A 21,711-nucleotide genomic window follows, 5' to 3' on the forward strand; every position below is an offset into this window, starting at 1 on the left:
CCGTGCTCGCCTGATCGCAGTTGCCATGTTGCGGATGTCGCGCCTCTGCGTAGCACGTGGACGCACATCGACTGGCGGGCATCGACTGGCGCGCATCAGGCAGGTCGACAGCGCATTCCCTCGCCATCCGGCACAATGCCGCACGCATGCACGCCACCTCCGCGCCCGATTTTCGTCTCTATCCTTCCAATGCGCTGGATACCCTGGCTGCCTTGCTCGCGCAGGAGCTGCGTCGGTCAGTGCCCGGGCAGCCGGTGTTGCAGCCGGAGGTGGTGCTGATCCCGCAGGTGGCGATGCGGCGTTGGCTGCAGTCCACGCTAGCCGCCGAGCATGGCGTGGCGGCCAATCTGGAATTTCTCACCCCGGGCGAATTCGTGGCGCGCGCGCTGGAGCGCAACCTCGGCCCGGCCGACGATGACCTGGACATGGCGACCACGCAGTGGCGCCTGTACGCGACGCTGCAATCGGATCTGGGCAGCGACGCCGCGCTGGCGCCGCTGGCCGGCTATCTGGCCGATGGCGATGTGCTCAAGCCATGGGCGTTGGCCGGCGAGTTGGGCAACGTATTCGAAAAGTATCAGGCATGGCGACGCGACTGGCTGCTGCGTTGGGAAGGTGGCGCCGATCCGGACGATCCGCAGGCACGGCTGTGGCGCAGCATCGCCAGCGGGCGGCAATACCGCGCGCGTCGCATCGGCCAGTATCTGGACCGTTACGCGCGCGCCGATGGGCCGTTGCCGCAGGGCTTGCCGACGCGCCTGTTCGCCTTCGCCATCCTCAATATCTCGCCCGACGTGCTGCGCGTGCTGGCCACGCAAGCGCGCGTGGGCACGCTGCATTTCTATCTGCCCACGCCCACGCAAGGCTACTGGGGCGATCTGCAGACGCTGTGGCAGCGCCGCCGCGAAGACGGCGCAGTGCAGCTATTCGTCGATCAAGTGCAGGAAAACCCGTTGCTGCAGGCGTGGGGAGCGGCCGGGCGCGATTTCATGGCGCTGGTGGGCGATTACGAGGTGGTGCATCCACTGGCCGAGATCGCCGCCTACGCCGACCCGCTCGACACCGGCCGTCGCGCACTTGCCGATGGCGGCGTGGGCGACAGCCTGCTGCGGCGGATGCAGAGCGATCTGTTCCATCGTCGCGCACCCGCCGTGCCTGCGGCATTGCCGGCGGTGAATCTGCACGACCCCAGCCTGCAAGTGCATGCCTGCCACACGCGCTTGCGCGAGCTGCAGGTGTTGCACGACCAGTTACGCGCCTTACTCGACGACCCGCGCTTCGACCCGCCCTTGCAGCCGCGCGAGATTGCGGTGCTGTCGCCCAACATCGACCCGTATGTGCCGTATCTGGAGGCGGTGTTCGGCAGCCATGGCAGCGACGATGCATTGCCGTACGCCTTGGCCGACGCCAGTCCGTTGGCGAGCGAGCCGTTGGCCGAGGTGTTTTTGACCTTGCTCAAGTTGCCGATCGCACGCTTTGGGCTGCATGAAATCCTCGATTTGCTGGCCAGCGCGCCGATCGCCGAGGCCGCCGGGCTGGACGACGCCGGGCTGGAACGCTTGCGCACCTGGCTGCACGCGGCCGGCGCGCGCTGGGGGCTGGATGCGTTGCATCGGCGTCAGCATCAGGCGCCGGGCGATGACGCTTACACCTGGCGTTTTGCGCTGGACCGGCTGCTACTCGGCCATGCCAGCGGCGCCGACGACGACATCGATGGCGTGGCGCCATGGCCGCAGCTGGAAGGCAGCGCACTGACCGCACTCGACACGCTGATGCGGTTGCTGCGCGTGCTCGAACGCCATCAGTCCGTGCTGGCCGAGCCGATGCCGCCTGTCGACTGGCGCGAGCGTTTGCTCGAGCTGCTGGATGCGTTGATTCCCACCGCGCCATCGGCCCCGCGCGCGCAGCGCGCGCTGGATCGGTTGCGCAGCCTGATCGATCAATTCGCCCGCGATGCGCAGCGCGCGCACTACGCCGGCAAGGTGCCGGCCGAGGTGGTGCGTGCGCATTTTGAAGCGATACTGGGCGAGTCGGACACGCGTGCGCCGCTGCTGACCGGCGGCATCAGTTTCGGCCGCATGGTGCCGATGCGCTTGCTGCCGTTCCGCGCGATCTGTTTGCTCGGCATGAACGATGGCGATTTCCCGCGCCGCGACCCGGCCGCCGGGCTCAATCGGCTCACCGCAGAATTGGGCACCGAGCGTCGCCGGCATGGCGACCGTTCCACCCGCGAGGACGACCGCTTTTTGTTTCTGCAGTTGTTCGCCTCTGCGCAGGACGTGTTCTATCTGAGCTATCTCGGCGCCGATGCGCGCGATGGCAGCGTGCGCGAGCCGTCGGTGCTGGTCAGCGAATTGTTGGCGAGCGCGGCGCAGTACCACGCCCACCCAACGGCGATCGACACGCTGGTGGTGCATCACCCGTTGCAGCCGTTTGCCGCCGCCGCATTCGGTGCGCTGGGCGATGACGGCGCAGACCCGCGGCGTTTCAGTTATCGCCGGCAATGGCGCCCGGCCGTGGACAGCCTCACCGGCCAGCGCCAGCCGCTGGCGCCGTGGGTGGCCGATGCGCTGCCGGCCGATCACATCGCCGTGCCCACCAGCGTGTCCATCGACGATCTACGCCGCTTGTTCGGCGACCCGGCCGGGCAGTTTTTGCGCCATCGCTTGGGCATGCGCTTGCCCGACCCGGCCAGCGAAGACAGCGATCTGGAACCGCTGCTCGCGCCCACGCGCGGGCTGGATCAATACGGGTTGCAGCAGCAGGTGTTCGAGGCGGCGTTGGCGGGTGAAGTGGACGGGTTGTACGAGCGGCTGCGTGCACGCGCTTTGCTGCCATCGGGCCCGCTCGGCCGCCGTCAACTCGACGAGCGTGTGGCGCAGCTGCGCCCGTATGCCGACGCGTTTCGGCAATGGCGTGGCGATGCGCCGGCGCAGTCGCGCCGCTTGCAGGTGCAGATCGGCGATATCGACGTCCACGGCCGCGTGCCCGGCTGGTATGCCGATGGCGTGGGGCGCGTGCAGGTCGGCGCGCTCAGTGGCCGCAGCGCGATCCGCCACGGCCTGGAATGGTTGCTGCTGCGCGCCGCCGGCGAGCGCGTGCCGTATGTGCGCTTCTTCGAGCAGGACGACGGCCTGGGCCCGTATCCCATCGATGCCGAACCGCTCTCGCAGACGCAGGCGCAACATGCCTTGGGCGAGCTATTGCAGCTGTATCGCCACGGTCTGCAAATGCCGCTGGCGTTTGCGCCGTACAGCAGTTGGAAATACCACCAGGCCGCGCGCAGCGACGATCTGGACAAGGCCATCAAGGACGCCGCCGGGCAATGGCAGGCCAGCTTCGGTTGGAGCGAGTCGCACAGCCCGGAACTACGCTTGGTCAATCGCGGCCGCGACCCGTTTGCCGATGCGCAGCGCTTTACCGACTTCGCCACCACTAGCCATCGCGTGTACGACCTGCTCGAACGCGGCAACACCGACACTACGCTCGACCCGGAGCGTCTGATCGACAGTTGGCGGCACTGGCACGGCGCCCAGGACGACGCCGAATGAGCGCGCCCGTGACCGACCCGTATCTGCAGTTGCCGCTGCACGGCGTGCGCCTGATCGAAGCCAGCGCCGGTACCGGCAAGACCTTCACCCTGGCCACGTTGTTCACCCGGTTGGTGGTCGAACGCGGCTTGCGCATCGGCCAGATCCTGGCAGTGACCTTTACCGAAGCGGCCACGCAGGAATTGCGCCGCCGCATCCGCGAACGCCTGGTGCTGGCCGCCTCCCTCGTCCCCGATGCCGTCGTAGGAGCGGACCTGGCCGCGACCAAACCGCCTGTAACGCAGGCATCCAACGCGCCATCAGCGTCTGTAGGAGCGGCGTCGGCCGCGACCGACCTCGCCGACGTCCCGTCGCGGCCAAGGCCGCTCCTACAGGAAGCGCCCGACGTCCTGCTCACCCGCGCCATCCTCACCGCGCATCTGGCCCACGGCGATGAAACCCCGGCCGCCTTGCGTCGCCGCCTGCAGCAGGCGGTAGAAGAAATCGACCTGGCCGCCGTGTTCACCATCCACGGCTTCTGCGCGCGCGTGCTGCGCGAACATGCGCTGGAAAGCGGCCAGGCCTTCGCCGCGCCGCAACTGCTCGCCAACGACCGCGAATTGCTGGGCGAAGTGGCCGCCGATCTGTGGCGCCAACGTGCGGCCGATGCGGTGATGGCCGAAGACTTGATCGCGCTGTGGTCGGGCGGCCCGCCTGCGCTGGCCACCGATTTGCGCGCGTTGGTGCGGCACGCGGCGATCCTGCCGGCAGCGTCCGATGCCAGCAGCGACGATGCCGCCGCATTGCTGCAGGCCGTGCACGATGCGCGCCACGCGCTGGCAAGCGCATTCCACGCGCATGGCACGGCGTTTTTCGAATCCATCATGTCCGCCATCGATGGCGGCATCTTGAGCAAGGTCAGTTACAAACCGGAGTGGCTCACCGCGCTGTGGCACTGGTTCGACAGCTTCGCCGCCGCGCCAACGCACGACAGCGCCCCGCATCCCAAGCTGCTCAAGTTGACCGCGGCCGAACTGGCATCGGGCACCAACAAGAAGTTCCTCGATCGCACACCGGCCTCGCCGATGAGCCACGAAATCGATGGCTATCTCACGGCGTTGGCACGTGTCGAAGAATGGCGTACACGCCGCCGCATCCGTCTGCTGCATGCCCTGCGCGACGATGCCATCGCACGGCTCGCGCTACTCAAGCGCCAGCGCCGTGTGCAGACCTACGACGACCTGGTCGATGGCGTGGCGCACGCGCTGCAAGGCCCGCAAGCCGATGCCCTGGTGCAACGCCTGCGCGCGCAATACGCCATCGCGCTGGTGGACGAATTCCAGGACACCGACGACCGTCAGTGGTCGATCTTTTCCACCGTATTCGGCGAAGGCCCGCTCGCACGTGCGGCCGGTCTGGAGCCGGCGCTGTTTTTGATCGGCGACCCCAAGCAGGCCATTTACGGTTTTCGTGGCGGCGATGTGCGCACCTATCTGGCCGCCGCAATCACCGCCGAACTGGCCCCACCGCTGAGCCACAATTTCCGCTCGCGCCCCGGCGTGCTGGCGGCGATCGATGCGCTGTACGCGCAGGCCGGCTACACCGAGGCCTTCCTTACCGACGGTATCGTCTTCCACCCGGTGCAGGCCGGCACCAAGCGTAGCGATGCCGACCTGCAGCGCGATGGCGCCACTGCCCCGGCGCTGACGCTGTGGCGCGCGCCGGAACCGCCGCCGCCTGCGAAAGGAAAGCCCAAACCCTGGAGCGCCGGCCGCGCGCGCGAGCTGGCCACCGCCGCCTGCGTGGCCGCCATCCGCGGCTGGCTGGCCGGTGGCCGCGACGGCACCGCCACCATCAACGGCAACCCGGTGCAGGCCGGCGATATCGCCGTGCTGGTGCGTAGCCACGGCGAGGCCACGCGCATCCAGCAAGCACTGGGCGCGATGGGCATTCCGGCGGTTGCCGCCGGCAAGCAGAGCCTGTTCGCCACCGACGAAGCTTTGGAACTGCTGGCCCTGCTGCAGGCCTTGCTGGATCCCGGCGACGACAGCCGCCTGCGCGCCGCGCTGGCCACGGTATTGATCGGCGAAGACGCCATCGCCATTGCCGCGCTGGAACGCGATGGCGAACGCCATCGCCGCTGGCAGCAGCACGCACTGGACTGGCGCGAGCGCTGGCAGCGCGGCGGCCCGCTGGCCTTGATCGGCGAGTTGGGCGCCACGCACGGGCAACGCCTGCTCGCGTTGGTCGATGGCGAGCGCCGCCTCACCAATTACCTGCAACTGGCCGAACTGCTGCAGGAAGCCGACGTGCGCGCACTCGGCCCGCACGGTCTGGTGGACTGGCTGGCACGCCGCATCGCCAATGCCGACGACAACGACGAAGCCCAGCAACTGCGGCTGGAATCGGACGCGCGCCGCGTGCAGATCGTCACCCTGCACAAGAGCAAGGGCCTGGAGTATCCGCTGGTGTTTCTGCCGTACATCGGCATCGGCCGCAGCGACAAGGGCGCTGGCCGCCATTGTGTGGTGCATGCGCCGGATAGCGGCCGTCAGCTGCATTGGAACGTGTCCAAATGGAGCCGTGAGAAAGACGACCCGACCTGGAGCGCCGCCGAAGCCGCCTGGAAGCAGGAACAACGTGCCGAAGACGCACGCCTGCTCTACGTCGGCCTGACCCGCGCCGAGCATGCGCTATGGATCGCCAGCGGCAGCTTCCATCAGCACGAACGCACCGCTTTGTCGGGCATGCTGCGCGCGCTCGATGCGTTGCAAGGCGCGGCAGGCGAGGGCGCGGTGGTGGTGGACACCAGCACCCCGCCAGCCAACCTGCCGCGCCTGCCGCCGCCGCTCGAAGCGCAGGTGCCGCCGGCGCGCAGTCCGCAGCGGCACATCGCGCCGGAATGGTGGGTCTATAGCTTCACCCAGCTGGCCAACGCCGATGCCGGTGCCGCCATCGACCCGATGGCCAGCGCCACCGTAGTCGGCAGTGGCGGCAGCGACGAACCGTCCGGCAGCGAGGCGGTGGCAGTTGCCGCGGCCACCGAGGCCGAACCGTTCGATGCGCGTTTTGCCGGCAACCGCTTCGGCGTGGTGATGCACGATGTGTTCGAGCGCTGCGACTTTGCCGCCTGGCACGCGTGGCAGCCCGGCCAACCCGCGCCCGAGGGTCAGGCCACCGCTATCCTCGAGGCCCTGCAACGCGGCGGCTACGCCAAGGACGACCTAGACGACGGCCTGCGCGTGCTCACCGCCCTGATCGGCCACACCCTCACCGTGGTATTGCCCGAAGGCACCGCCCTGGCCGCCGTGCCCGAGCCGCAGCGCCGCAACGAAATGGAATTCCACTTCGCCATGCGGCCCACCCGCGTTGATGCGCTGCTGGCGTTGCTGCATCGGTTTGGTGTGGTCGGCGACCGCCAGGCCTTCGGCGCGCGCCACCGCCTGGAAGGCCTGATGACCGGCCTGATCGATCTCACCTACACCGTCGACGGCCGCTGGTATGTGCTCGACTACAAATCCAACCGCTTGCCCAGCTACGACGCCGATGCCCTGGCCCGCGCCATGGCGCACAGTGAGTACGAGCTGCAGGCGCTGATCTACACCGTGGCCTTGCACCGCTGGCTGCGCTTCCGCCTGGGCGACGTCGCCGATGGTGGCGGCTACGACTACACCCGCGACTTCGGCGGCGTGCGTTACCTGTTCTGCCGCGGCCTGGACGCCACCCGCAACGCAGCCGACCCCGGCTCCGCCAGCGCTGCCGTGCCCGGCCCGCCCGCTCCCGGCATCCACGCCTGGCGCTTCGACCCGGCCCTGGTCGACGCCCTGGACGCGCTGTTCGCCGGCAGCGTCCTGGAGCCGACCTCCAGCAACGCAGGCACGCCCAATGCCCACTAGCGCACAGCCTCTTGCTGCCGACACACCAAAGCCCCTGTCCCTCCGGGAGAGCGCGCAGGCCGTCAGCGTCGACGTACCAAAGCCCCTCTCCCCCCGGGGCGATCAGGCACTGGTTGCGCGCCGCTGGCGCGCGTGCCCTGGAGCGCCCGCGCCGCTGGCGTGGGCTGGGCCGCGGAGCGGGGGTTGGAGTGAGGGTACGTCCGCCACCGAAGCATCCGATCAATGAACCAACCGACCACGTGCTTCACCAGCAACGGGCTCACGTCCGTCTCTCATCAGAGCGCCAGGGCAGCGTCCGCATGCCACTGGAACGCGCACGTTAGAGTGCCCGCCCCACAAGCGTGGGCCTGGGCGCAGAGCCCAAGTGAATTTAATCGCAGGCCATCGCGCGAGACGCCTACCCCATGACCCGTCGAACCGCATCCTGCGCCAGCGGACCATCAAAGCCCCTCTCCCCCCTGGGCGATCAGGCACTGGTTGCGTGCCGCTGGCGCGCGTGCCCTGGAGCGCCCGCGCCACTGGAATGGAATGGGGCGCGGAGCGGGGGTTGGAGTGACGCTACGTCCGCGAGTCAGGCATCCACCCCATGAGCCCTCCAACCCTGCTGACCGCCCTCCACCAGAGCGGCGCCCTGCGCACGCTGGATCTGGCCTTCGCCCAAAGCCTGCAACGCCTGGCCCCAGACACCGACCCACAGGTCCTGGCGGCCGCCGCGCTCGCGTCGCTGGCAGTCACCAGCGGCCATGCCGGGCTGGACCCGGCGCGCGCCGCCATGCTGCTGGACCAACGCGACGGCCCATCGCCCGCATTCCCGGACCCCGCCGACTGGCAACGCACCCTGGCCGCCTCGCGCTGGGTCGACCAACCGAACCCCGACGACCCGGCCGCCGCCGACTGCCCGCTGGTCCTCGAACACGGCCTGCTCTACTTGCGCCGCTACCGCGAGTACGAACGTCGGCTGGCCCTGGGCCTGCAGCGCATCGCCGCCCAGCCCATGCCGGCGTTCGACGCCGACGTGCTGGCGCCGTTGTTCGCACAGCTGTTCCCAAACGCGACCCCAACCGCTCAGCCTGTGGACCCAATCCCTCTCCCCCCGGGAGAGGGTGCCCGAAGCGCGGGTGAGGGGTCGGGCCTGCCCGCGCCATCCCACCACCAAGACGGCACGAAGCCACCGACCCCGTCCCACTCCCCAGACCGCCAGGCCCAAGCCGCCGCGCTGGCGCTGCGTCGCGCGCTGCTGCTGATCACCGGCGGCCCCGGCACCGGCAAGACCACCACCATCGCTCGCTTGCTGCTGCTGCGCATCGCCCAGGCCCATGCCGCCGGCCACGCGCCGCCACGCATCGCCCTGGCCGCGCCCACCGGCCGTGCCGCCGAGCGCATGGCCGAAAGCCTGCGCGCCGCCGTCGCCCGCGCCATCGCCGCCGGCATCCAGCTGCCGCCCCCTCCCAACGCAGCCACGCCCAGGCCAACGACACAATCGCCGAACCCCGCCACGTCTCCTCTGCATCCAGCGACAGAGGCAGCAAACCTCGGTGCTTCACCTCTCCCGCAAGCGGCAGAAACAGCAGGCCCGCATGTTTCCCCTCGCCCGCAAGCGGAAGCAGCAAGCCCTGATGTTTCCCCTCACCTGCAAGCAAAAGCAGCAAGCCCTTATGTTTCCCCTCTCCCGCAAGCGGAGGCAGCAAGCCCTGATGTTTCCCCTCACCCGCTTGCGGGAGAGGGTGCCCGAAGGGCGGGTGAGGGCCCGCCACTGCCCTGGGAATTCCTCCTCCCCACCGGCGCCAGCACCCTGCATCGCCTGCTCGGCGTCATCCCGGATTCGCCAAACTTCCGCCATAACGCAGACAACCCGCTGCCGTTCGACCTGATCGTCGTCGACGAAGCTTCCATGGTCGACCTGCCGCTGATGTGCAAGCTGGTCGAAGCCGTGGCCGATGGCACCCAGCTGATCCTGCTCGGCGACGCCGACCAGCTGCCTTCGGTGGAAGCCGGCGACGTGCTCGCCGCCATCCTGCAGGCCGCCGGCCCCGGCGATGCCCTGCAACCGCACGACGCCAACGCGCTGCAACCGCTGCTCGGCAGCACGCCCACTGACAGCACGCCTGCCAGCATCCAGACCGTTAGCCACACCATCAGCCACACCCACAGCAGCGGCCTCACCGGCCACCGCGTGCACCTGCTACGCGGCTATCGGCAAGCAGAAAACTTCGCACTCGCCCCACTGGCCGACGCCATCCGCGCCGGCGACGCCGACACCGCGCTGGCCCTGCTGCGCAGCGGCGAGCTGGCCGGCGTGCACTTCCACGAAGACGGCGACGACCCGCTCACCCTCGGCCGCGACGCACTGCTGGCCCACTGGCGCGCCCTGGCCGATGCGCAAGACCCTGCCGCCGCCCTGCGCGCGGCCAGCCGCCTGCGCCTGCTCACCGCCGTACGCGCCGGCCCGCAAGGCGCGCGCGGCCTCAACGCCCGCATCGAACAACTGCTCGCCGACACCGGCTCCGGCGCCCGCAGACTTGGCGGCGCCTCGCCCTGGTTCCAGGGCCGCCTGCTGCTGATCACCGAAAACAGCTACCGCCACGGCCTGTTCAACGGCGACGTCGGCATCTGTTTGCGCAGCGACGCGAGTCCCTCTTCGGGGCGAAGCGACGCGAATCCCTTCTCGGGGCGCGACGACACAAGCGCCAGCTCAGAGCGCAGCGATGCGAGCACCGTGACAACGCGCGCCGCCGCAGCCCCGTCTTCCGGCTCAGCACACCCCAGCGGCACCGCAACCCGCGACGACCCCGCCGCCGACCGCCGCGCCCAAGGCCCCTTGGTCGCCTGGTTCGAAGGCGACGGCGACGGCCAGGTGCGCGGCTTCCACCCCGCCACCTTGCCCGCCCACGAGAGCGCCTTCGCCATGACCGTGCACAAGGCCCAGGGCAGCGAATTCGACGACGTCTGGCTGCAACTGCCCACCCGCGACGCCCGCGTGCTCAGCCGCGAACTGCTCTACACCGGCATCACCCGCGCTCGCCGCGCCCTGCACCTGGCCGGCAGCGAAGCGGTCATCCGCGCCGCACTCGCCCGGCACGCCGCGCGCATCTCGGGCCTGGCGTGGCGGTTGGGTGCGCAGCAGCAGGCGGCACCTGCCAAGCCAGCAACAGAACCATCCACCGCGTCGCCCGTGCAGGGGTCGTTGTTCTGATGGACGCAAGCCGGCGCGATGACAGCAGTGAAAAGTGTTCTCAGGCAAAGAGCTGTAGCCGAAGACAGTTGTTCGAAATTTTCGAATAACTGCCGCCGACGGCAAGAGCTATGCCACCAAGCACTAAAATCGCGGCGATCATCGCCACTGAGCACAAGGCATCTGTCCATGACAGTCCTACCCAACATCCACCCCGGCGAAATCCTGCTTGAGGAGTTCCTCGAGCCGATGGGCATCAGCCAGAACGCACTGGCGCGGGCTACCGGCGTGCCGCCGCGTCGTATCAACGAGATCGTGCTGGGCAAGCGCGGCATCACCGCCGACACCGCCGTGCGCCTGGCTGCAGCGCTGGGCACGACCGAGCGCTTCTGGCTGGGCCTGCAAGCCGATTACGAGCTGGAACAAGCGCACCGCGCGCTGGGCGATTTGCCGTCACGGATCAAGCGGCTGGCGGCGTGATACGCGTTTTTTCAGCATGCCGCGTTAAGCACATAACCAGAGCAGATTAGCGAATCTGGTCTGACCGTTGCGCGGTAAGGCAGCACTGCCTGCTGCAACGCTTGGCTGTTGTAGGCAGTAATCAATTCTAGAAACAGGACCACACCGATGGACCGACGTCGTCGCAAACGGATGGAGCGCTACTGGGCGCGGGCAGAAGCCAAGGCGCGTGCTGCGGTCGACCGGTTGGCCCCGCAGAGCTGGTTCGATCTGTGGCATACGCATGTGGACTGGAATGGCCGCGGCCACTCCTCTGCTGAGCATCGGCAGATGGTCAACGCGGTTGCAGTGCGTGTGCTGTGCTACCTGGAGACACGTCTGGCGCATCGTGGTGCAGCGGTGCAACTGTGGGCGGACCTCAGTCCGGACACGATGGATACCGGCATCTACGCGCACTCTGCCAACCCGAACGGCACGACCTTCCCCGCGACCTTTCCCAACCTGGATTGGCAGCAGGCTCTGCCTAGGGAGGTCGCAGCGATACTGCCCGCCACGCATCGGGCCGGCATCGCGTCATGCGATGGCAGTACCTGGTACGTCGTGCAGCGTCAGCCCGATGCAGCCAGCACGGGGGGCCGCCAATGAATTCCACCGACAAAGCCCACCGCACCGCAGTGCGTTACGCAGTCGGTGCCCGTCAGCCGCGGAGAGCAAAGCCGCCTGTCACCGGCGCCATCTATCGCCTGGCGCACGCCTGCTTCGGGTGCCGCAGAAGTCTCAAGATTGCGCCGCGCGACCAGGTGGCACCGTGCCCTGGCTGCGGCAAAACGCTGTGCGTGATGGGACGCTCTTTCAAGGCGCCGCCGGCCCGCAACCATGTGCAGTGGATCCAGGTCGAGCGGCTGTACCGCGCGGGCTTTCGGTTCTTCAGTTACCGCAGCCACCTGTGCGCTCCGCTGCCTGCCAAGCTGCCGGAGGTGAATCGCTTCATCCGTGAGCATGCTACGCACCCGTTACGTCTGGGCGGTGCTTGAAGCTCTTTGCAAAGCGCTTCTCTCAAGACGCGAGGTCAGGCGATCCACCTGACCCCGTTTTGCCGTCTGGCAGGCCGTGCGGCTTACTTGCCCTTCTTTTCCTGCTTGGCCGCGCGCTTTTCCTTCAGCGTCTTGGCCGGCTCTTTCTTCTGGCTCTTCTTCTGGTCCATCCCCTTGCTCATGACACCCTCGTAGTTGCTGGATTGATCGGTCGGGCAGCGCCATGACCCTGGCGTGCCTGCGCACTTTACGGCTTGTGCGCCCTGGAATGGGAGGGGGGAGCGAGGCCGGGGGACAAGCGGCGTGTCAGGCGCAGCATTTTCAAGGAGCGGCGCCGGCAGCTCCCGCAGCCGCCGGCAGCCCCAGAACGCAAAACGCCCGCGTGCGACGGTCACCGTCTGCACGCGGGCGCTGGCGGCAACGGCCTTACTTGGCCGGCCCGCGCTGGTACTGCTCGCCGCCGGTGTTGAGGTGGCCATTGGTCTCATCGATGGCGAAGTTCACCGTCTCGCCATCGTTGGTGACCTGCAGTGCCCCGTCCTTGTAGACGGCCGGGTAGCTCTCGGTCTTGGGCTTGCGGCTGAAGAACTTCGGCGTGGTGCTGCGGACCATGAAGGTCTCGCCATTACGCGCGATGTCCATCGTCTCTTCCTGCGTCTGCACGTTGACCCAGTGGCCGACGAACTTTTCGCCCTCCACCTTGGCGCACCCGGTCACCAGCAACGCCGCGGCAAGCGCGGTACCCATCCACTTCATCATCGTGCGTTCTCCAGTTGAGGCTGGGGCGAGGATGGCCGGTGGGGGATGTATGGGAGGTCAAGGCTGCCGTAATACGGCGGCGCTACTGCAGAGGCGGCCCACACTGTTGGTAATATCAAACCTGACCTAATCAAAAGAAGCGGACTACGCGTGAATTGGTATCGCATCGCTTTTACCAGCTTGCTCCTGATCCTAATCGCCGCGTTAGCGCTGTCTGCAAAATCAGTGACCTCTTATTTCGATGAAGTGTCTGAACAGCCCGCGCAACGGCAGCAGGCCACAACTCCATCGCCGCAGGACATGATTCTTATATGGACAGCGATCGTAGATCAGCCATATCCCGGATTGCCTTTTCCGCCTAAGGACAAAGACTCCCATGCGGCTACAAAACGTAAACCGGTTGTACTGCTCGATCGATCCACGCAGACGTGTGCAGGTACCAGAGCGCAGCAGCCGTGCGCTTCAAGTTTGAACCAAGAGCTGCTCTCAGGTTCCGCTGTCGATGCATTTGTATCCAAGCAAGCGCGAAAAGCACTGATTTCGGCGAATGCCAGCCAAGTGACGGTACGGCTACCTGACAGCACCTACGTTCAAGGAGCGTCAACAGCCGCCGTCGATGCCTTGCTTGTCGACTTCAACTGGGCGGCTTTCTACAAGGCGTTCCCGGGAACGGCCGGGTACTTACAACTGAGCGTGCCAGTCCTCGTCGATGGAGGCTCCCACGCCTTGGTATATGCCGAACAACGTTGCGACGGGCTATGTGGCACGGGCACGCTATACCTTCTGACACATGGAGGCGACGGATGGAAGATCACCAATGGACTTGTACTTTGGGTCAGCTGAGGTGGCCTAGTCATCGTTGCAGTGTTGGATTATGAGGCTCTATACCGGAGCAGGTACGCCGAAATGAAACTGATCCCGCTCTAGAAAGAGTCTACCTGACCCCGTTAATCGGTCATCGTCGAGATAACGCCGTAGTGGCGTCCGCCACGAAGACGCCTGAGCGCTTAACAAATTGTTTGGCAAATAGGCTCTTTTGGGTATGCTGATTGAGAGAGGGACATCAAACTATTAGATAGGGAGACGGCGGATGCGACTGCAGAGAGCTAAGGTCACAAACTACAGGGGTATCATCGACACCGGCTGGTTCGAAATCGAAAAAAACAAGACCATCATGGTCGGCCCCAACGAGGCGGGTAAGACAGCGGTGTTGCAGGCGTTGCAGCAGATCAATCCGCCCGAGGGCGTACCAAAGTTCGATGCGCTTCGCGACTATCCGCGAGCCAAGTACAACGACATCTCGGTCGGCAAGGTCAACGTCGAGAACGTCACTGTGGTTGAAGTTGAATTCGTGCTTGATGATGCGGATCGCGCGGCGCTGCCTGCCAGTATGCATGGCGTTCGGTACCGATGCGGAAGGAAATTAAACAACCAGTTATGGCACGATCTTCTTGATGCCCCTGCGTTGCCCGCTTACGGTACGATTTCAAAAGATTTTGCTCGACTTTGCTCCCATCTTGATCCGCGTGCGGAATCCAAGACGCCTGGTGGCGTACCACCCAGCATCGAACTTGCTGCGATCACTAATGGATGGGTTGCATCCACTGCAATCACGGGAGAGCGGGCTACCTCGCTAAAAGCCTGGTTAGATAAGTCTCTGGCGCTGGTCGATGAAAATGATGTCGCCGAGGAACAGCGGTTCGATCGGCTCGTCCTTGAAACTACGGCGTACCTCGATCGTGATGCGGCACTAAAGGCCCTTTACGCCAAATTGCCTGTCTTCGTGCTCTTCAACAATTACTATCGGGTCAGGCCACTGATCCAGCTCGACCATCTTGCGCAGCGACTTGCCAGCAATGTGCTCGATGACGACCAGTATGACTATGGCAACGTTTGCCTGCTAAAGCTGCTCGGATTCACCGCGCGCGAACTCTCCGATCTGGGAAAGACGGCGCCTCCGGCTGAGAATGATCCCGCTGCGTTGCAGAACTACCGCAACCAACTGGATAAGCGTTCGTACCAACTCAATGCGGCCAGTGTGAAGCTTACTGACGAGATCCGTTCGGTCTGGCGTCCGCGCGAAGGGCGCGCCGAGGCGGACAAGTTGCGTATCCTTGCCGACGGTCAGTACCTTAAGGTGGTAGTGGAGGACGAGGTAGGGGTCGACATCGAGCTCCATCAGCGGTCCGAAGGATTTCAGTGGCTGGTGTCGTTCTTCGTAGTCTTTTTCGCCGAAGCCTCCGACAAATACGAAAACGCCATCCTGCTTCTCGACGAGCCTGGAATGTCCCTGCATGGTTTGAAGCAGCGCGAGTTCCAGAAGACATTGAGTCGCTTGTCCGAGGGCAACCAAACGATCTTCACGACCCATTCGCCGTTTCTCGTTGGGTCCGGTGAGCTTGACTTGGTGAGAGTAGTCGACATGCTTGATCGCAGGGTCGGAACCAAGGTTCACACCAAGGTGAGCTCGGGAGACTCTGCGGCCCTGCTACCGCTACAGGAAGCCCTAGGCTATGACTTGGCCCACAGCCTTTTCACCCAAGAACGCAACCTTGTCCTCGAGGGATTGACTGACTACTGGTACATTGAGGCTACGGCGGCAATGTTGCGCAGCGATGGCGTGGTGAACCTCAACGAAAAGATTGCATTGGTGCCTGCGGGCAGCGCAAGCAAAGTGGTTTATTTCGCCACAATCCTCCACGCACAAAATTTCAAAGTTGTGGCCTTGCTTGATTCCGACTCCGCCGGTGATCAGGCTGCGAAGCAGGAGACACTGGTCCATACCTTGGGTAACAAGTGCATCTTGAGAACCAAGGATGCGTATTCCGGTACCGTAGGGAGCCCAGAAGTCGAAGACCTGCTTCGGGAGACGCTCACCAGCATTGCTAGGGACACGTTGTCGATTGATGTGTCTGCCGATGCAGCGGCCCAGCCCGGCCGGCCCATCATCGACCTACTGAGTGCCAATGCTGGATTCTCGAAGTACAAGCTGGCCAAGGCTTATGTCAAGTGGGCCCGCGATCATTCATCCAGCAATCTAACGTCAGCCGAGCGCGATCAGTTCAAGACATTGTTCGAGAAGATCAACAAGGCCTTGAAGTAGCCTCATGGTTCTGGGTAGCGGTCACTGGGTGGCAGCTGTTTTCGCCGCCCTATGGGCTGAATAGCCTCTAATTGACGCGTGGAGAAGCATACTAGCGCTGACATTCTGTCCCCACGACAAGGCAACACCTGAATACGGGGGTCAGGGTTCACTTATGCGGTTCCTTTGCACTTCGGGAACTGACTACAGCCTAGAAAGTTCTCGCTAGTGCGCCGGTTTCTTCTCTGCACGAGCGCGCTGCCGCAGCGTGGGCAGCTTGGGATGGCAACGGCCGCGCAGGCAGTGGAATCAGGTGAAGCAAAGACAGGCTCGATACGCACGGCTGTCGCCGTCGGCTGCGCTATGACTTGCTGTTGCACCGCTCGTATCATCCCCAACAGTTGCTCGCCGCCAATCAATTCAATCGGCTTGCCTTGGGCGAAGTGCTCTGCATCATTGGTGTAGCTGCCGATACAGACGATCTTGACCGCGTCAGCCTGGTGATGGGCGAGCAGGCCGAACATTTCGCGTACGACGCTGACGCCGACCTGTTGGCGCTTCCACTGTTTGCATTGCACCAGCGTGCGGCGGCCGTCCTTGCGCAGGATCAGGTCGATGCCGCCGTCGGGGCCGCCCAGGCCGGTTTCCTCGACGCTATAGCCTTGTCGGCGAAAGGCTTCGCCCACCAGTTGTTCGAACTGGCGCCAGCCGCCGGCCGCCAAACTCTCCAGCGTGGTGCGTGTTTCCAGAAAGCGTCGCCGCCTGCGTGTGTCCAGGTAGGAGAACAACGCGGCGAGCCAGCAGATGCCGAGCAGCATCCACGCCAAGGGCGCGAACATGCCATTCGATTGTTGGGCAATGCCTTGCGACAGCATCCCGCCGTGCTGAGAGAACCACCAGCCGATGCCGTAGCGCACTGCGAGATACGCGGCGATTCCCGCAACGAAGGCGGCTGGCCACGGCAATGCGGCCAACGCTTCAAACCCGCTCTGTTTCTTTCTGCGTCCCATGCAAGAACCCCCGTTCCAAGTTCGACCATAGCTGCTGAAATGTGTTTTGTCAGCAGAGCGCTCCTGCCGATACGAACAACGTCCCATCAACGATCTGCGCGATGCACGCGGTCGGAAAAAGGCGAGATTTGTCATTAAAAGCTTGAGCTCGCTTATGCGTCTGGCCGCGCTCCTGCGCGTGCAGGTATGGATGCGATCAACCCGGCGTCGTCGATCTTGGTGTGAGCGTTGTCTGCCAACGCATCGTATGGGTATGGCTCGAACGTCTTCCTCCGTGATCGGAGAGAGAGACATCCTGCAGAGAGAATCGGCACGGCAAAGCGCGATCCCATTGCATGAAGCGGCTGCGGACGCCACGGCCAAAGCCAGCGTCGGCAAGTTGTAAGCGGCCGGTCTTCGACGTGTCTTTTTTTTGACGCCGTACACGTCCAAACAGCGCGCGTAGCGATGCAGGCGCTGTGCGTTTTGCGCAATGTCTTCAACGTTGTCCCAATGGCTCGGGTGACATGCGTCGGCGCATTGTGGATTTGTGTGCATGCCATCACCCGCGATGGGTTCGCTGCGCAGCAAAACGCAACACACGCGCAATTTATAAGTGAATAGTCGTTTGCGGTTGAGTCTGTTTTGCTAGATTTCGCCCGCCATCGCGGCACCCTGCAATAACAGTGGTGTTGCCGATGGCCAGCATGCCTGCCGTCTTCGTCTTGCGACGTGCGTGCGGCAGGCAATCTCTTGCATGCGTCATGGGGACAACATGAAGATCGAATCGAGCAAGACTCTTGCGCGAAGTGGGATGCTGCGCGCCGTTTGCGGCGCGTGCCTGTGTGTGGCGAGCATGGCGGCGTTGGCCGATCCTGCACGTGAGGTGGCCAGCACCGGGTGGGCAACACAAAATGGTGGGACACGTGGCGGCAGCGCGGCGGCGCTGGCAGATACGTTCGTGGTCGCCGATGCCGATGCGCTCAGGACGGCGTTGCGCGCACCGGTCGGTGCGGGCGGACGCCTGATCTATGTGCAAGGCGTCATCGACGTCAGTGGCGGTGTGGCCTATGCCACCAAGGCCGAAATGAAGCAGCGCGCGCGCCTGGAGATTCCCGCCAAAACTACGCTGATCGGGGTGGGAGCCGATGCCTGGATCATCGAGGGCTATCTGCTGGTCAAGAGCAACGATGTCATCCTGCGTAACCTCAACATCGAAAACCCTTGGGATCCGGAGCCGCTGTGGGATCCGACCGACGGCAAGCTGGGTAACTGGAATTCAGAGTTCGATGGGCTGACCATCGACGGTGCCAGCAATGTATGGATCGACCACATGGTGTTCACCGATGGACGCCGGCTGGATGATCGCAACGAAGTCGCCAATGGCCGCCATGTGCAACATCACGATGGCGCGCTGGACGTCAAGAATGGTGCCAACTACGTGACCATCTCGCACACGTTCTTCGATCACCACGAGAAGAACACGCTGATTGGCTCCACCGACAAGACCGACCGTGGTGATGTGGGCAAGTTGAAAGTCACCATCCACGATTCGCTGTTCAACGCGGTGGCATCACGTGGCCCGCGTGGGCGTTATGGCCAGATCCATCTATTCAACAATCTGCACCTGGGCGACAAGGCCGATCCGGACTATCCGTTCAACTATGCGCATGGTGTGGCGATCCAGTCGGCGATTTTGTCGGAGAACAATACCTTCCTGGTGGGCGGCGCCAGTGGCTGCAAGGATGTGGTGCAGGACATCGGTGGCGGCAGGTATATCGATCGTGGTTCGCAGGTCAACGGCGTGCCCATGGTCTGCACACTCAACACGGCGATCGGCTGGAAGCCGCCGTATGCGTACGCGCTGCTGCCGACGTCGGAGGTGCCAGCCGCAGTGCTGGCAGACGTAGGAACCGGGCTGCTGTAGCGGCATGCGGCGCAGGCGCGGGCCTGCGCCGCATGCATGGTGTCGATGCGTGCGTCGGGATGAGCGCACGCCACATGCGTGCCAGCAAGCCAGGCGGCAGGGGATGCGTTGTCCACCAACGCGCTGCTTGGAGATCGCTTGGGAATCGCATTCCCCGATCAGCGAGGCAGGCACGTTGCAGTGATAGTCGGTGCGGCAAGGTACGATCCCATTCAATTGTTTGAGTGCGCTGCTGCCGTCGCCATGTCCGCTCCCCGCCCGACCCGTGATGGCATTCCTGCCAGCCAGTTCCAGCTGCCGTCCGGCCCTTGGCACACGGTGCTGCAGGCGCTATGTGCGTGCTTTCCTGGCGTGTCGGCTGAGACGTGGCGCGATCGCTTCGCGCGTGGACGCGTGCTGGATGACCAGCAGCAGGCACTGGATGTCGCCACGCCGTATCGGCTTGGCGCGGAGATCTATTATTTTCGCGAAGTCGCGGATGAGCCGATCATCGCTGCAACGGAAACGGTGGTGCATGCCGACGCGCATATCGTCGTGGCCTGCAAGCCGCATTTTCTGCCCGTGGTGCCTGCTGGTGCGTACGTGCGCCAGACGCTATTGACGCGGTTGGTTCAGCGCCTGGATAACCCGGCGCTGGTGCCGCTGCACCGCATCGACCGCGATACCGCAGGGCTTGTGCTGTTCTCGGCCAACCCGGCCACGCGCGGGGTCTATCAAACGTTGTTTCGCGAGCGACGCATCCGCAAGCACTATCTGGCGGTGGCGCCGCCGCTGCCGGGGCTGGCGTTTCCGTATGTGCATCGCAGCCGACTCGAACCGGGCGAGCCGTTCTTTCGCATGCGCGAGTGCGTGGGCGAACCGAATAGCGAGACGGTGATCGATGTGGTTGCGCGCGGCGCAGACGCGTGGACCTATCGGTTGGAGCCGGTCACCGGGCGCAAGCATCAGTTACGCGTGCATATGGCCGCGCTGGGCGCACCGATCCTGCATGACCGCTTCTATCCCGATCTGGAAGACCAGCGGCCAGATGATCCAGAACGGCCGTTGCAGCTGTTCGCGCAGACGCTGGCATTCGATGACCCGCTCACGGGGGAACCGCGGCACTTCACCGCGACGGTCGGACCAATACATACCGCTTGAAGCGATGGCGCTACAACGACGCGTGCCGCTAAGACATGCCCGCATTATCTGATTTTCAGATATCCGGGATAACACGCTAGCGTGAGCTCGCGGGCATCCCGCCCGCACACGTCGAGCGCGAGTGCCATGACGACATTGAAACACCGCAAGACCGCCAAGCGGCCAGACCCCGTGCTGGCGAATAACCGACCGATGCAGGAGGACTTCACCTTCGGCGTCACCGTCGCGCAAATCGACAAGTTCCACACGCTGCTGCGCACGATCACTGCGCAGAGCGACATGGTAGCGGTGTGCAGCGGCCATCCACTGGATGCCACCAGCCTGTCGGTGCTGGGCGAGAACATTTTCAATGCCGCACGCGCGGCGCGCGTGGTCGTCGACCAGATCCACGCGCAGCGGCTTAGCGATGATTGCGCAGTGCGGGTATCGCTAGCGCGCGGTAGCAAGCGGTAGTGCAGATATCAGATGCCGGGGCGCGCGCCTGCATGCGGCCCCGGCGGGTGCAGGCATCGCTCGGGATGCCGGCTGAAACGGTTCCGGCGCGTAGCGCCGAATGGCTTCAACGCACCTTGTACAACACCGCCGCACCCGGCCGTGGCTCGAACATCGGCACGGTCTGCTCCTTGAGTGCGGTGCCCTTGGCGTCCCACACCAGCGTTTCGACCGGGTAGTCGTCCTTGCGGGTCATCGTGTCGATCTGCTTGACGATCACGGTCTTGCCGGCGGGTACTTCCGGGTTCCAGGCGAACACGCCCAGGCGCCCGTAGAACACGGCCGGGGCGGTGGCATCCAGGCGGCGGTCGGGGCACATCACCAGGCCACGCTCCAGCATCACGCGCAGCGCGCCGACGGGCACGGCCTTGACGGTGGGGCTGGTGCGCTCGGTGCTGTGGCCGGGGCAGACATTGGCCGAGCGGGTGATCATGTCTTCGGCGACTTGCCGGTCGGATTGGGCCAGCGCCGGCACGGCGGTGGCGGACAGGGCAAGCAGGGCAACGGCGGACTTCCAGTTCATCGGCGACTCCTCATGAGATGACACTCCAGAAACGGCGGCCCGGGTCACCCGGCGCCACCAGCAACGCGCCCAGATGCTAGCAAGGCGGTTGTTAAAGACTGCCGATGGCAATGCCGGCTGACTGAGGCAGCGGATGTCGGGAGACTCCTGATTGAGCGCAGTCAGCCGCACCGTTAGCGTGCGCGTTAGACACTGCCGGACTGCACCGTGGAACGCGCTGACCTGATTGACTCACTGCTCATTGGCATGCGCCGGGCCGAAGCCCTGCGCGCGCAGCCGTCCAGCTACAGCACCGCGCACAGCGCACAGATGGCGGTCGATCACGGCAAGGCCGCCGACGCCGAGCTGGTGCTGTCGCTGTTCAAATTCAGCCCGGAGCATCTCAAGTTGCTGGGCGGTGCCGGGATCGAGGCGCTGGGCGAGATCGTGTGCCACGCCTGGGCACTGCACGGCGGCAATAACGAGGCGCTGATCCGCTGGTTTCGCGAGCCGATGAACGCGCTGGATGGCCAGACCCCCGCCGCATTGGTCCGCTCCGGCAGTCTCAAGGTGTTGCTGCTGGTATTGCGCCAGCAGATGGAGTGGGAGCTGCCCAAGCGCTCGGCGTGAGCAGCTGAGAAACCGACTGTACTCACCGCCTAGCGGACGTGGCCGGTGCTCGGTGCACGCTGCACACCGGTGATGGGCGCGTCGTCCAGAGCCACCTGA

The 21,711-nt window shown here is 65.0% G+C and carries 15 protein-coding genes; 12 read left to right on the forward strand and 3 right to left on the reverse strand.

The features are described from left to right. Nucleotides 1-146 precede the first annotated feature (146 nt). From recC to ABQU90_RS20070, 6 genes are all read left to right on the forward strand, one after another. On the forward strand, nucleotides 147-3,551 hold the full coding sequence (recC, locus tag ABQU90_RS20045; protein WP_323520792.1) for an exodeoxyribonuclease V subunit gamma: 3,405 nt from the start codon (nucleotides 147-149) through the stop codon (nucleotides 3,549-3,551). Further along, complete coding sequence (gene recB / locus ABQU90_RS20050) at nucleotides 3,548-7,426, forward strand: exodeoxyribonuclease V subunit beta (RefSeq protein ID WP_323520791.1); 3,879 nt, start codon at nucleotides 3,548-3,550, stop codon at nucleotides 7,424-7,426. Before recC ends, recB begins: the two co-directional genes overlap by 4 nt. A 586-nt stretch (nucleotides 7,427-8,012) precedes the next feature. Beyond that, complete coding sequence (locus ABQU90_RS20055; RefSeq protein WP_407078718.1) at nucleotides 8,013-10,619, forward strand: AAA family ATPase; 2,607 nt, start codon at nucleotides 8,013-8,015, stop codon at nucleotides 10,617-10,619. Between the two features lie 168 nt (nucleotides 10,620-10,787). Next, nucleotides 10,788-11,078, forward strand: a complete 291-nt coding sequence (locus ABQU90_RS20060) for a HigA family addiction module antitoxin (RefSeq protein ID WP_064507888.1) — start codon at nucleotides 10,788-10,790, stop codon at nucleotides 11,076-11,078. A 147-nt stretch (nucleotides 11,079-11,225) separates the two neighbouring features. Then, nucleotides 11,226-11,702, forward strand: a complete 477-nt coding sequence (locus ABQU90_RS20065; protein WP_323520790.1) for a hypothetical protein — start codon at nucleotides 11,226-11,228, stop codon at nucleotides 11,700-11,702. A 194-nt stretch (nucleotides 11,703-11,896) separates the two neighbouring features. Then, nucleotides 11,897-12,091, forward strand: a complete 195-nt coding sequence (locus ABQU90_RS20070) for a hypothetical protein (RefSeq protein ID WP_323520789.1) — start codon at nucleotides 11,897-11,899, stop codon at nucleotides 12,089-12,091. 426 nt (nucleotides 12,092-12,517) lie between these two features. Here the strand turns inward: ABQU90_RS20070 and ABQU90_RS20075 are convergent, their stop codons facing one another. Then, nucleotides 12,518-12,850, reverse strand: a complete 333-nt coding sequence (locus tag ABQU90_RS20075; protein ID WP_323520788.1) for a hypothetical protein — start codon at nucleotides 12,848-12,850, stop codon at nucleotides 12,518-12,520. Nucleotides 12,851-13,000: 150 nt separating this feature from the next. Here ABQU90_RS20075 and ABQU90_RS20080 point away from each other — a divergent pair, with 150 nt between their 5' ends. Both ABQU90_RS20080 and ABQU90_RS20085 read left to right on the forward strand, forming a co-directional pair. After that, the gene (locus tag ABQU90_RS20080) at nucleotides 13,001-13,693 is read left to right on the forward strand and encodes a hypothetical protein (RefSeq protein ID WP_323520787.1); all 693 of its coding nucleotides are present in this window, start codon (nucleotides 13,001-13,003) and stop codon (nucleotides 13,691-13,693) included. A 247-nt stretch (nucleotides 13,694-13,940) separates the two neighbouring features. Next, nucleotides 13,941-15,953 (forward strand): AAA family ATPase, encoded by a 2,013-nt coding sequence (locus ABQU90_RS20085; protein ID WP_323520786.1) that lies wholly within the window; start codon nucleotides 13,941-13,943, stop codon nucleotides 15,951-15,953. Between the two features lie 152 nt (nucleotides 15,954-16,105). On the opposite strand, the gene ABQU90_RS20090 is transcribed toward ABQU90_RS20085, so the two are convergent. Continuing rightward, nucleotides 16,106-16,942 (reverse strand): restriction endonuclease, encoded by an 837-nt coding sequence (locus ABQU90_RS20090; RefSeq protein ID WP_323520785.1) that lies wholly within the window; start codon nucleotides 16,940-16,942, stop codon nucleotides 16,106-16,108. 793 nt (nucleotides 16,943-17,735) lie between these two features. On the opposite strand from ABQU90_RS20090, the gene ABQU90_RS20095 reads away from it, so the two are divergent. The 3 genes from ABQU90_RS20095 (at nucleotide 17,736) to ABQU90_RS20105 (ending at nucleotide 20,441) form a co-directional block, all read left to right on the forward strand. Beyond that, complete coding sequence (locus ABQU90_RS20095) at nucleotides 17,736-18,848, forward strand: pectate lyase family protein (RefSeq protein ID WP_323520784.1); 1,113 nt, start codon at nucleotides 17,736-17,738, stop codon at nucleotides 18,846-18,848. Between the two features lie 243 nt (nucleotides 18,849-19,091). Then, nucleotides 19,092-19,988, forward strand: a complete 897-nt coding sequence (locus tag ABQU90_RS20100) for an RluA family pseudouridine synthase (RefSeq protein WP_323520783.1) — start codon at nucleotides 19,092-19,094, stop codon at nucleotides 19,986-19,988. Nucleotides 19,989-20,114: 126 nt separating this feature from the next. Continuing rightward, nucleotides 20,115-20,441: a hypothetical protein gene (locus ABQU90_RS20105; protein WP_323520782.1), complete on the forward strand. Its 327-nt coding sequence runs from the start codon at nucleotides 20,115-20,117 to the stop codon at nucleotides 20,439-20,441. Nucleotides 20,442-20,547: 106 nt separating this feature from the next. On the opposite strand, the gene ABQU90_RS20110 is transcribed toward ABQU90_RS20105, so the two are convergent. Further along, nucleotides 20,548-20,979 (reverse strand): hypothetical protein, encoded by a 432-nt coding sequence (locus ABQU90_RS20110; protein ID WP_323521124.1) that lies wholly within the window; start codon nucleotides 20,977-20,979, stop codon nucleotides 20,548-20,550. 231 nt (nucleotides 20,980-21,210) lie between these two features. Between ABQU90_RS20110 and ABQU90_RS20115 the strand changes: the two genes are divergently transcribed. After that, nucleotides 21,211-21,612 carry an antitoxin Xre/MbcA/ParS toxin-binding domain-containing protein gene (locus ABQU90_RS20115; RefSeq protein ID WP_055852415.1) on the forward strand — a complete coding sequence of 134 codons (402 nt, stop codon included), beginning with the start codon at nucleotides 21,211-21,213 and terminating at the stop codon, nucleotides 21,610-21,612. The last annotated feature ends 99 nt before the right edge of the window (nucleotides 21,613-21,711 follow it).

The organism is Xanthomonas sp. WHRI 10207, assembly GCF_040202975.1.
Taxonomy (GTDB): domain Bacteria; phylum Pseudomonadota; class Gammaproteobacteria; order Xanthomonadales; family Xanthomonadaceae; genus Xanthomonas.